The sequence below is a fragment of the Salinicola aestuarinus genome (genome assembly GCF_003206645.1).
In the GTDB taxonomy this organism is placed as follows: domain Bacteria; phylum Pseudomonadota; class Gammaproteobacteria; order Pseudomonadales; family Halomonadaceae; genus Salinicola; species Salinicola aestuarinus.
This window is the reverse complement of the sequence record NZ_PZJP01000003.1, coordinates 75,975-87,550: the sequence shown is the minus strand read 5'-3', so window position 1 is coordinate 87,550 and position 11,576 is coordinate 75,975. Positions and strand designations below refer to the sequence as shown.

General features: G+C 61.6%; 13 protein-coding genes. 2 read left to right on the top strand and 11 right to left on the bottom strand.

Annotated elements, in window-relative coordinates; translation table 11 throughout:
- Positions 1-4: 4 nt before the first annotated feature.
- The 8 genes from DOM41_RS03230 to DOM41_RS17855 all read right to left on the bottom strand — a co-directional run bounded on the left by DOM41_RS03230 (position 5) and on the right by DOM41_RS17855 (position 6,066).
- A complete protein-coding gene (locus DOM41_RS03230; RefSeq protein ID WP_110685417.1) occupies positions 5-1,009 on the bottom strand; it encodes a lysophospholipid acyltransferase family protein in 1,005 nt (334 codons plus the stop codon).
- The gene (locus DOM41_RS03225) at positions 1,006-1,761 is read right to left on the bottom strand and encodes a glycosyltransferase family 2 protein (RefSeq protein ID WP_110685416.1); all 756 of its coding nucleotides are present in this window, start codon (positions 1,759-1,761) and stop codon (positions 1,006-1,008) included. Before DOM41_RS03225 ends, DOM41_RS03230 begins: the two co-directional genes overlap by 4 nt.
- Positions 1,751-3,478, bottom strand: a complete 1,728-nt coding sequence (locus tag DOM41_RS03220) for an ApeI family dehydratase (RefSeq protein ID WP_157956830.1) — start codon at positions 3,476-3,478, stop codon at positions 1,751-1,753. The genes DOM41_RS03225 and DOM41_RS03220 overlap by 11 nt, the downstream gene beginning before the upstream one ends.
- Entirely contained in the window at positions 3,475-4,053 is a 579-nt protein-coding gene (locus DOM41_RS03215) for a COG4648 family protein (RefSeq protein ID WP_110685414.1), read from the bottom strand. The genes DOM41_RS03220 and DOM41_RS03215 overlap by 4 nt, the downstream gene beginning before the upstream one ends.
- 16 nt (positions 4,054-4,069) lie before the next feature.
- Complete coding sequence (locus DOM41_RS03210; RefSeq protein WP_110685413.1) at positions 4,070-4,333, bottom strand: phosphopantetheine-binding protein; 264 nt, start codon at positions 4,331-4,333, stop codon at positions 4,070-4,072.
- Between the two features lie 55 nt (positions 4,334-4,388).
- Positions 4,389-5,081 (bottom strand): beta-ketoacyl synthase chain length factor, encoded by a 693-nt coding sequence (locus DOM41_RS03205; protein ID WP_110685412.1) that lies wholly within the window; start codon positions 5,079-5,081, stop codon positions 4,389-4,391.
- A 412-nt stretch (positions 5,082-5,493) separates the two neighbouring features.
- Positions 5,494-5,745, bottom strand: coding sequence for a hypothetical protein (locus DOM41_RS03200; RefSeq protein ID WP_110685411.1), 252 nt, complete (start codon positions 5,743-5,745; stop codon positions 5,494-5,496).
- A gap of 189 nt (positions 5,746-5,934) precedes the next feature.
- Positions 5,935-6,066 carry a hypothetical protein gene (locus tag DOM41_RS17855; RefSeq protein ID WP_280951208.1) on the bottom strand — a complete coding sequence of 44 codons (132 nt, stop codon included), beginning with the start codon at positions 6,064-6,066 and terminating at the stop codon, positions 5,935-5,937.
- A 365-nt stretch (positions 6,067-6,431) separates the two neighbouring features.
- Between DOM41_RS17855 and DOM41_RS03195 the strand changes: the two genes are divergently transcribed.
- Positions 6,432-7,631 carry a reverse transcriptase family protein gene (locus tag DOM41_RS03195; protein ID WP_110685410.1) on the top strand — a complete coding sequence of 400 codons (1,200 nt, stop codon included), beginning with the start codon at positions 6,432-6,434 and terminating at the stop codon, positions 7,629-7,631.
- 19 nt (positions 7,632-7,650) lie between these two features.
- Entirely contained in the window at positions 7,651-8,406 is a 756-nt protein-coding gene (locus DOM41_RS17355) for a retron Ec48 family effector membrane protein (protein ID WP_157956829.1), read from the top strand.
- 22 nt (positions 8,407-8,428) lie between these two features.
- Here the strand turns inward: DOM41_RS17355 and DOM41_RS17675 are convergent, their stop codons facing one another.
- The 3 genes from DOM41_RS17675 to DOM41_RS03180 all read right to left on the bottom strand — a co-directional run bounded on the left by DOM41_RS17675 (position 8,429) and on the right by DOM41_RS03180 (position 11,550).
- Entirely contained in the window at positions 8,429-8,722 is a 294-nt protein-coding gene (locus DOM41_RS17675) for a site-specific integrase (RefSeq protein ID WP_245391720.1), read from the bottom strand.
- 609 nt (positions 8,723-9,331) lie between these two features.
- Positions 9,332-10,840: a PhnE/PtxC family ABC transporter permease gene (locus tag DOM41_RS03185; RefSeq protein ID WP_110685409.1), complete on the bottom strand. Its 1,509-nt coding sequence runs from the start codon at positions 10,838-10,840 to the stop codon at positions 9,332-9,334.
- Positions 10,837-11,550 (bottom strand): ATP-binding cassette domain-containing protein, encoded by a 714-nt coding sequence (locus DOM41_RS03180; RefSeq protein WP_110685408.1) that lies wholly within the window; start codon positions 11,548-11,550, stop codon positions 10,837-10,839. Before DOM41_RS03180 ends, DOM41_RS03185 begins: the two co-directional genes overlap by 4 nt.
- Positions 11,551-11,576 lie beyond the last annotated feature (26 nt).

Here is an 11,576-nt window from a genome sequence, read left to right as displayed (position 1 = left end):
CGCCTCACTCGGTCGCCGTGGGCAGGGCGTCGGGGTCGTCGTGCCAGAACGGGAAAAAATTGAACCACTGCAGCGGCGTGGTCTCGCACTGGCGGGTCAGCCAGTCGACATAGCGATCCATGGCCGTATCGATCCAAGCTTCGCGCCCGCGCCGCGACAGCGCGGCGGTATCGTCGAACGCGTCGAACGCCACCCGGTAGCCCGGCGTACCGCGCGACGCGGCGCCGTCGGCGTGGCCGGTCTCGCGGAAGCAGCCGAGGGTGTAGACCGGACAGCGCAGCAGCGTCGAGAGCCAGAAGGGGCCTTCGGGAAACGGCGCCGGGTGACCGAGAAACTCGCGCTGGCGGGCTCGGCCGTCGTCGCTGATGGGCACACGATCGGCGGCGATTACCACGAAACCGCCGTCGGCGATGCGCTGACCGAGGCGCATGGCGGTGGACGGCGTGATCTGGCTGACCTCCACGATCTCCGGCGGGTTGGTGCGATGCGTGGCGCGTGCCAGCACCGAGTCGAACTGCTGGGCGTTGTGAGTGTGCATCAATAGCGTCGCGTGGAACTCTTCACGCAGGTCACTCATCGCGGTGCAGACTTCGATGTTGCCGACGTGGGACACGAGAATGACGCCGCCGCGACCGCTGCCCACCGCCGTCAGAAAGCGCTCCCGCGCTCCCGCCTCGAAGCGCAGCCGGGGGGGAATGCCGCTCCAGGCCTCGATCTTGTCGATCAGACTCTGACCGAAGTGCCAGAAATGGCGCAGTCCGAGCCACGCCAGGTTGCGCGGCGCGCGGCCATGACGATGGCGCCAGAGCCGGCTGAGATAGGTACGCGACGTGCGTCGATGCAGACCGTGGGCCAGGTAGTAGTAGCCGACCACCAGCGCCAGCATCACCTGGAACGGCGCGCGGCCCAGATGGCGACGAATCCACACCATGGTGCGGATGCCAGCGGCGCTGCCGGTCTCGCGGATGCGCGACCAGTGATGCGGGTTGCTGTTGGGGGGGGGCGTCATGGTTTCTCGCCTCGGACAGTTAACAGCCTGGGCAGCCGCAGCAGCATGCCGCCGACCAGGCGCAGATGCATGAAGGCCAGGCGCACGTTGTCCCGTACCAGGGCGAAGTGGGAGACGCCATCGAGGGGATAGCGCACCTGCACCGGCAGATTGCGAACCGCGCCGCCCTGCCAGAGCCAGCGCACCGGCAGCTCGCTGTCGAGTTCCATGCGATCGCCGCAGGCGTGTCGCGCCAGCAGTCGGTTGGTCGCCGCGACCGGGTAGAGCTTGGCGCCGCACATGGTGTCTCTGAGCGTCAGTGACAGCGTGGCGAGCCAGACCAGCGAGTGGGTCAGATAGCGGGCGTAGAAGCGGTGGCGGGGTACGCTGTCGTCAAAGCGGGGATAGCCGATGGTCAGCGTCTCGTCGCCGGCCGTGAGATCGCGGACAAATGCCGGCAGATCCGCCGGCTCGTGCTGACCGTCGGCATCTACCTGCAGCGCGTGAGTCATGCCGCGCTCGGCGGCGTAAGCGAGACCGGCGCGCACCGCCGCGCCCTTGCCGCGATTGCGAGACTGACGAATCAGCGCGACGTCTGGCTGGGTCGCGAGACGTTCGAGCACCGCGGCGCAGGCCAGATCCGACCCGTCGTCGACCAGCAGAATCGGCAGGCCCAGATGCTGGCGCAGCCCCGCCACGGTCTCGCCGATCGCCTCGGCGTGGTTGTAGACGGGGACGATGACGAGCGTACGGGCCGGGGCGTCAGGTGTCATGAGTCTCTCCCGTCAGCGCAATACGGCCGCTGGCGTGTTCGCCGCGCCCCCCTTCGCAGCGCAGGTGCAGCTTCGGCGTCCCCGACCTGCGGGTCAGCGTCATCGTGAAGCGATCCCCGGGCAGCAGCGGCGAGGTGAAGCGCAGCCGCTCGACCCCGGCAAAGGTCATGGGGTCTACAAACAGTCGGTTGGCGAGTGCCATAGCCCAGTGCACCAGCGCGACGCCGGGGAGTACCGGCTGCCCGTCGAAGTGGCCGTCGAGGAACTGGCAGCGCTCCGGGACCTCGAGCGTGACGCGAAAGCCGTCGGCGATGGCTTCTTCGCCGAGCCAGCGTGGTGCGCGGCGGTCGTCCAGATCGGCAAAGAGTCGCTGGCGGATAGCGGCGTCGAGCTTGCCCTGGGCATTGGTTGGCCAGGTCGAAACGAAGCGCCAGTAGCGTGGCAGCAGCGCGGGTTCGAACTCGGCGGCCAGCTGCCGTCGCAGGTCACGCACCAGCGCGCGGTGCTCGGCGTGATGCTGCGGCACGCGTTGGGGGGAGAGCGCGACCACCGCCGCCAGACGCAGCTCGCGGCGCTGCAGAGGCAGGCTCATGGCGCGCTCGATGCCGTCGAGGGCGACGATGGCCTGGTCCATGGCGGTCAGCGACAGTCGTTTGCCGCCGATCTTGGTCACCGGGTCGGCGCGCCCGAGCAGCAGAAAATCGTTGCTATCCGGGAGTCGCTGGATGCGATCCGCCTGGCGCTGCCAGCCGGCAGTGGCGATATGCGGCGAGTCGAGCCACAGCCGCTGCGCCTCGTCGCACTCGATATGCACACCGGGCAGGGGCGTCCAGGCTTCGCCCTGCTGCTGGATGCGCCAGCCGATGCCACCGGTCTCGGAGCTGCCATAGACCTCGTGAATCGGCGTGGCGAGCAGTGCCCGAGCACGGTCGCTGTCGGCGCGGGCAAGCGGTGCGCCAGAGCTGTAGACGTGTCGGAGCGACCGTGCGCCCGGCTGCCAGGCGAGACTCTCCGGCAGCCGGGAGAGCGCCGGCGGAGCGCTGATCACCACCGCCGGCTTCGTGTCCCTGGCACAGGCATCGAGCCAGGCGTTGAGCGTCTCGGGGTAGCGGCAGGTGTCGGCGACGAGAGTGGCGTCCTCGCAGAGCGGGCGCATCAGCGCGAAGAAAAGCCCGTAGATGTGCTGGTGGCTCACCTGGCTGATTACCCGGCATCCCGCCTGTGGCCATAGCTCGGCCTGGGTGGCGAGTTCGGCATCGAGCTGGGCAAACGTCTTGACCAGTCGCTGGGGCGCGCCGGTGGAGCCGGAGGTGAACAGCGTCACGGCGACCTCGGACAGCGGCCGATCCGTCCACTGCGGGTCGCGATCAGCTCCCGCGCGGGGGGCACCGGGGATTTCCCCGAGGGCGGCGCCGTGCTCGGCGAGCCGTCGGACGGTTTCCGGCTGGTTGTCCGCGGGCAGGATCACTGCCTCGCCGCGCTCCCAGATGGCGATTAGCGCGGCACTGAATGCCACCGGATCGGGCTCGAACAGCAGCCAGGCGCCACGGCCGTCATCATGGCGCTCGAGTAGCGCCTGCCAGGCCCCGATGCGCCGATGCCAGGCCGACAGCGCGATCTCGCGCCCCGGCTCGTCGCCGTGGGGCGGACACCAGACCAGCGGTGTCTCGTTGCTGCGGTCGCGCCAGGGGCGGGCGCGAAGTTCGCGAAAGCTCATGCCATCCTCGTCGGGTCGTTGCGACGTTTGACGCGCTGTCGCACGCACCATTCGCCGGCGAAAAGCAGTGCCATCAGGGCGTAGACGATCACCCCGTTGTAAAGGCTCCACAGCGCGAGGTCGGCGTAGAGCGCAGTGACGAGCGCCATTGTGGCGTTGAGCGCGAAAAACAGGCACCAGACCATCGTCACGCCGCGAACGTAGCGCACCGCATGCGGCGGCAGCGCCGGTTCCTGGCGGCGGGCGAGGCGCTCGATTGGGGAGGGCGGATAGCGAAGCCCATAAGCAAAGAGCGCAAGCAGGGCGAGGTTGATCAGCACAGGCCAGAGACGCAGTCCCAGCTCGCCGCCGCCGGTCAGCCACAGCAGGCCGAGCAGCGCGACCAGCCCCCAGCCCCAGCGACGCCGCCCGTCAGGCAGACGCCACCACGCCAGCGCCGTGACCGCGATCAGCAGCGGCCAGGCGCCGTAGCGCGGCAGCAGGGCGTGGGCGAGCAACGGCCAGGCGAGGCCGAGCAGCGCGACCAGTAGCCACAGCAGACGGCGCGAGACGGTCGGGGCAGTCGAGTCGGTCACGCGGCGAGCGCCTGGGTCACTTCACTCGGCGCGCTTCGACCAGCGCGGCCAGACTCTTGAGGTTGGCAAAGTGCTCGCGGGAGGCCTCGCCGTCGGACTCGAGCGTGATGCCGTAGCGCTTCTGCAGGGCCAGCCCCAGCTCCAGCGCATCGATGGAGTCGAGCCCCAGCCCCTCGACGAACAACGGCTCTTCGGGATCGATGTCCTCCGGGGTGACGTCCTCGAGCTCCAGACTCTCGATGATCATCTCCTTGAGTTCCTGTTCCAGCGCGGTGGTCATGGTCTAGCGATCCCTCTCTGAAAGTCTTGGGCAGTAAGGCGGTGGTTTCGTCGGTTCACACCGGGGCGTCGAGCTGCCAGCGGCGGTGCGTCATCGGACAGGCGAGCGCGGTATGCCCGGACATCAGCCAGTCGATCACATCCAGCGGCTGCGGTGGCTGAACCGCGGTGACCGTTTGATCGGCTGTGACGTGCAGCCGGCGCGCGCCCGGCGCGGGGCGTGACCCCAGTCTGAGTGCGACGGCGGCGGACTCGGTCTCCGGGGCATAGTCGGCGAAGCGGGCGGGCACCGGCTGGTCGGCAAAGACGACGAGCACCTCGTTTTCGCCATCGGCGAGATAGCCGCGAGCCTCGATCGTCAGCGCCGCCCACTCCGCGCCGCTGGCGGCGATCGCCTGCTGGCTGCGGCGGCTGTCACTGGCGATGGAGTAGACCCCGACGATGGCGTTGTGCACCGAGAGACCGAACCGAGCCGGCGAAATCGGGTCGTGCTCGGCCAGCGTGTAGAGGAGCTCCAGTGTGCGGTCGCCATCGCCATGGCGGGAGGCGTGAAGCACGACGCGGTTGGCTTGTGGATCGAGCGCCGGGAGCATGTCGCAGACCGCGCGACCGACGAGGTTGAGCCGGCGGCGTAGCATCGCGGGGACGCTGCTGCCGACAGGCTTGGCGGCGCTATCCAGCCGCGTCTCGTCCGGCACCTGGCGCCTCGGCGTCCAGGCACGCCAGTCGTGTAGAAAGAGCTCCGTCATCGCCCGTGTCGAGATTCCATGTCCAAAGGGTTACGTATCATAACGGATAGCCTCACCGGCTCGGTGCAAGCTTTATGCATTTGCGGCGCTGGCATTGTACGCAAACGGATCAGTACTACGAACCGCTCACCATCGGTCACGGTCGTGGTGATGTCGTGTGGCAGGGTGGTCGCCAAGAGACTAGGCGCCGGATCGAGATCCGGCGCACCCGGGAAGGACGATTCCACGGGCGGGGCAAGACTACCGCCATCGCCCTCTCGTGAGACTTAACCTGGGTTAACTTACGGCAAACCTCGCTGTTGGCTCACCGGGGCCAGTTGGCGAATTGTGAAGCGGCCGGCACTGCCCTGTCTCGTCCCAATCGGTGACAGCCATGGTGGGGGAGCGGCGGTGGGCCCGACACGCAGACTGACTAGTCATAGTGCGCGAGCGGCCCCTGCTGCTTGAGATGCACCGTCGCGACCGAGCCTGACGTCTCGGGCTCGCCGATGCCAACGACCGCGAGCGGATAGTGGGGGCCGAGCACATTGATCTCTGGGATGTCGCCATGATGGATCGTGTTCCCGAGAATCGGAACGTGACTCAGGTGGGCCTTGATGGGATCGGGTACGCGCGCTTCCTTGCCGTTCTCGACGCCCCACAACACGATGTCGTACTCGTCCATGCGTTGATCTCCCAGTGTTCGCCCGCCGAATGGTCAGCGGACGCGAAACGGATTCGTCTCCGTCACTGTATCACTCTGCCGCATCGCCGCCGGGTTTGCGCCGCGGTTTCGCCCCGCTCATCGATTTGCCGGCGATTGTCCGTACGCTTCCGGGGCCGGTGCTGCTTGATCGATTCTCGAGCAGGAATCTCAAGTGCAAGGCTCGTCCAGCGGCACGTCGCGAGGCCGGAAGCGGTGGGAGATGGCATCGACGAGCATGTTGAGCCCCGCGGTGATCAGCAGCAGAAAGAGGGCCTGATCGAACACTTGATTAACTTTCATTTAAAATCAAAGTGTTGCAGTTCTAGTTTGGACGTTGGTAGCGACCGCGAACGCCATGGTCACGCCACCGAAAGCCGTACTTGTACGTTGATTCTACTTATTGACTGGCTTAGGTAATTAACGTTACCTTCGGTAACAGCTTGAGCGTCTCGCTCACTCGTGGCAACCGGATTAATAAGCAGTGGCATTGCCTGTTGAAAGGCAGGCGTCTCGAGAGAGGCTAGAGTGGGAGGGGGATGGACCTTGCGCGCGTCTACCCGCACCACCTAAGGATGGTAGACACGGCCAGCAACCTGTGAATGGCTGAGGCCGCTGCTAAACCGGTGTAAGCGACATTCAAAGGTAACCCTATTGGATGGGTGGTCGTGTCTACAAATAACAATCTCTACTTTCAAAAAAACGCAAGCAATTCCATTGGCTCAATCAGTAATCTTGCGAACGCCCTAAATTTAACTGTCAATGAAATCGTGCGTGCAGTTAACTTGCCCAACGAGGTAAAGTATACCGCTAACCCTCAGCAAAAAGCCGATGGGTCTCAGCGTATGGCTTATAATCCTCATCGATATTTGCGCAAGGTTCAGCGCAGGATCAATAAACGAATTTTTGCTGACCCTTCGGTAGTGTCTTGGCCAGATTATATATTTGGTTCTGTTCCAAATACCACTTTGAGTTTGAGCGAAGTAATCAAGAAAGATTATGTTTCTTGTGCGGCGCGTCACTGCCTCGCTAAATCTCTGCTTCGGCTAGATATCAAGGATTTCTTTCCCAATATTGGTGAGCATTTGGTAAGAGCTGTTTTTGAAGACTTTTACCACTTTCCACCAGATGTGTCTGAAATTTTAGTATCTTTGTGCACTAAGGACGGGGGAGTACCTCAAGGCGCATTGACGTCTGGTTATTTAGCTTGCCTGTGCTTGTTCGACGTCGAACCTGAAGTGGTAAGGCGTATCGAGATGAAAGGGCTTACCTATACCAGATATGTGGACGATATAGTTGTATCTTCCAAAGTGCACGATCACAATTTTTCTCTCCAAGAAAAATTGATCTCGTCTATGCTGGAAGATAAAGACCTGCCTGTTAACGACACTAAAACTTTAATTCAACGCTCATCTACAGCGCCATTAATCGTGCATGGTCTTCGCGTCTCCTTTAAAGAGCCCCGGTTGCCATCTGACGAAGTTCGTAGAATTCGTTCGGCTGTAAGAAATCTTGAAAAACAAGCAAGTGAGCCGAATTTTCGTACAACTAGGGTGTTTAGAAGCGCTCATAATCGGTGTGTAGGTAAAGTTAATAAGCTTAAAAGAGTCGGCCACAAACAGCATTCCGAATATCTCCGTAGGCTAAATTTGATTAAGCCGCTCGCTCGTAGAAGTGATGTCGAGCGTGTAGTGAGTATGATCAGAAGATTAGAGAATGATCATGGGTCGATTTCGGATACATATGCTTATCATAAGCGTTATTTTAGAGCGCATGAAAGATTAAATATTATTCAACGCAACTACGAAAATATAGCTTTTAAACTGCGGCAAAGGCTAAAATCGATTCCGTCTAACTATGTTAAATAAAGCTAGAATGGGAGCTGCTATGACTTGGTTAAGTAGGTTCTGGCAGTCCTTGCTTAAAGGCGTGGATAAGAATGATTCGACTTGGTACGTTTTGCAACTTAGTCGAGCTATCGTTTCTCTGGGGAGCTTGCTTTTTTTTATTGTTTTAGTTCTGACTTATTTTTCAGGAGGGGTCTATAATAAGGAGTTGTGCTTCTCCAATCAATGTTTTTTGAATTTGTATGAATCGATGAGTGCTTCGTTCGAGGTTTTGAAATTTTTTGGCGGAGTTTCCTTGGGTTTTTTTGCTTTAGCTTCATTTGGTGTTGCATGTAAGAATTACGTGACAAATAAAACTGCTCACGAAACTGCATCTCACATATCATACTTGAGCATCTTTATTTCTTATGTGTCTTCTGAGATTTCTAAAAAATACAGAGTTAATAAAAAATCTATCGATACAATAGCTTGGTATAATTGCGCTTTTCCTGATTCTAGCAAAGGCGTTTACGAAGTTTCTGAGAATTACTTAAGTATACTTATTGAAATCATGGGGTGTGTTAGTGTATCTAACGAAAACTACGAGTCTGTATCCGATGCCCAATTTGATTATAATGAGCATCAAACTAGGATGAAGGCGGTTTTGTTTAAGCTAGGTATTCATATTGAGCGTATGCCTAGGTCAGATTTTTTCCAAGCTGAAAAAGAAGTCTTAAGCTTCATTTCATCTGTAAATCAATCTTTTTTTAGAATGGCTGACCCCGTCGTTACTTCAGAAACGAGAGCATACGCGTAGCCTAATCTTCTACTATTCTGATTCATTCTATTGAGGGTTTCACAATTGGCAGCGAGAAGTCGTAGATGTCGAATACTTGCCGGCTGCGATGGCCGCTGGCTTCCTGCCGCTCTTCGCGGTTGCCCTGGGTGTCGGTGATACCGCGCCGCTTGAGTGCGTGCAGGCCGAACCGTTCTTCCTCCGTGATGACTCCCTCGTCGAGTGCTCGAGCGGTCATCCGCTGCCAAGCTGGATCGAGTGCATTCCGTGATAGCGCGTCGCCTGATCGTGATACGAAAAGCGGGCGCGACGCGCAGCATTGGCGTCGCACGATCACGCTTCTCCCAGATGCTCGCGCGGTATGCGGCGGCGTCCCATGCCGCTCTGAGACGAGGGGACCAGGCGACGATATTGTCTCGGCTGCCCTTGCGCCGATTCGTCAAGATGCCGTTCTTGAGGGCGTTGGCGTCAGTCAGCGTGATGGTCTCGATCGCCCGTAAACGGCACAGGTACGTGATCTCGATCGGCGACCACAGCTCGACGACTGGACTGCCGGTGGCGAGCCCTATACTTCAGCGCTGCCGAGAAAATGTCGGGAGGCAAGCGAATGCGGTACGTACGGGAACCGGTCGATGGTTTAGCGCCTTCGTTGTCTCGGTGCCGGTGCCTGAACTCATCGAGCATCTGGTCCCAGTCCTTTACCCAGTCCGCGTGAAATCGAAAAATGGTGATCTAACTCACCTTTCGCTTGTTTGCACTGACGGCCTGACAACGAATGCGATCGAAGAGCCGTTTGTAGCGATAAGGTTTTTGCTGTGTTGTCTGTGGCATGTACTCCTCTTGATAAAATGTATATCCACATGCGGCTTTTGCGGGAGAGATTAGGCGATCAACAGTCCAGTTTGTACGTCGAATTGTACGTCTCGACGGCCAATCGTGATGGCTATCACGTGCAAGGTTCATCCAACGGCACGTCGCGAGGCCGGAAACGGCGCGAGACGGCATCGACGAGCATGTTGAGCCCGGCGGTGATCAGCAGCAGGAAGAGGGCCTGATCGAACATCAGGTACTCGAAGCTGGAGTCGATGTAGAACCCCAGCGTGGCGATGCCCAGCATGCCGAGCAGCGCGGTTTCGCGCAGGATGACCTCGGCGCGATAGCAGATCAGCGCGAGCAGGTTGGGGTAGAGTCGCGGCAGCAGTTCGTAGGCGTAGCGCCCGGAGGCGTTGAGGTCCGGCATGCCGAGGCTCAGGCCGTCGGCATGGCGGGCGACGAGAAAGGCGATCAGCGCGCCGTTGTGCAGCGACAGCGCCAGCCACGCCGGCAGCATCGAGGGGCCGAGTAGCAGCAGGAAGATGAAGGCGAGCATCAGCTCGGGGGTCGAGCGCAACATCACCAGCGCCAGTCGCCCCAGGCTGCGCTGCAGGCGCCCGCCGACACCGGGGCCGGCGAAGTGGCGGCTGGCGAGCGGCCAGAGCAGGAGTGCCACGACCAGACTGCCCACCGTGCCCATCAACGCGAGCAGCAGAGTGTTGCCGATCGCCGGCAGCAGATCCGGAATCGAGGCGAGCCAGGCGCCCAGGCCGGCGACGTCCCCCGCAAGCAGCGGCGCGGGCCAGAGATCCTGCGAGACGAAGCGCCACAGCAGCGCGCCATCGACATCGGGTAACGGGCCGAGCCAGAAGAGCGCGGCGAGCATCAGCAGCGGCAGCAGGCGACGATGGCCCCACCAGTGCAGGCTGGCGATCAGTCCGTAGAAGAGCCAGAGCAGGGCCCCCGCCTCGCCAAAGCGACCCTCGCGAAAGGCGCTCTCCAGATAGAAACCCAGCGTGGGTAGGCCGACGAACCCCAGCAGCACGCTGGCGCGCAGGCCGCACTCGAAGCGGTAGCGGGTGTAGCTGGCAAGCCGCCCCCACACCAGCGGCAGCTCCGCATAGAGAAAGCGTGAGGTGCGCCCCGTGCCATGAGGAAGGGCATCCCTGGGGCCCCTCGGGGTGAGCTCGAGGATCTCCGCGTAGACCTTGGCAAAAATGCCGGCGTAGGGAATCGTTAGCGCCGCCAGCGCGGTCACCGCGGACAGGCCGAAGACCTGCAGGAAGAGCAGGGCCCAGAAGAGCTCGTGGATCGCACGGACGAAGGCACAGAACCCGCGCACCCAGCGGGAACGGTGAAAGATCAGCGCCAGTGGGAAGCCCAGCATGGCACCGAGGAAGGTACCCCATAGCGCCACGCTGACGGTCAGCGCAATCGCGTTGAACGGGCTTTCGAGCGCGCCCCATGCCGGCCACACCAGACCCTGCAGCATGCGGCCGAGTTCGGTCCAGGGGTCGGCGGTCAGCAGGCGAAGATCCGCCAGTGGCAACAGCACGATGCAGATCGCCACCAGCGCAAGCGTTCGCCGCGCCAGCGTCAGCCCCGGGCTATCGCCGCGGAGCCAGCCGGGGGCGGCGCTCATGACGCGCCGATCCGCGCTTGGCTGGATGTCTCGCTGCCCGCTTCCGTCTGCGCGGCGTCGGGATAGAGCGCATCGAGGTGGGCGATATCGAGCTTTCGCGTGGGCGCATCGAGAATGACGCCACCGTCGCGCAGCCCGATGACACGATCGAACTCCTGAAGCGCCAGCCGGTGCTGATGGAGCGCAACGATGCTGGTCTCGTGGCGTCGCTTGATGTGCTCGAGCAACCGCAGCGCCTGATGCGGGTCGACGCTGGCGAAAGGTTCGTCGCCGAGGAAAACATGACGCGCCTGATAGAGCGCTCGAGCAATGGCGACGCGCTGTCGCTGGCCGCCGGAGAGCGCCGCCACCGGGCGTCGAATCAGTCCTTCCAGTCCCAGCTCATCGCAGAGTGCTTCGACGACGGGCCAGGCCTGGCGATTCGGATGCAGCAGGTTGAGCAGGTTGGCCAGCGCGGAGTGGCGCTCGAGCCGACCCATGTAGACGTTGTGATAGACCGAGAGCAGCGGTACCAGCCCGTGCCCCTGCGGGCACCAGGCGGCCTGGGAGGCCAGCCGGCGTCGAATCTCACTGAGCAGCGTGGACTTGCCGGCGCCGCTTTGACCGAGCAGGGCGACGTGCTCGCCGGCCTCGAACGACAGCGACAGCTGGGGCAGGACGACCTGGGCACCGTGGCCCAGGTCGAGGTCTTCGAAGCTCAGTAGCGGCATGCCGACTCACCGTCGAGGCCTGACAG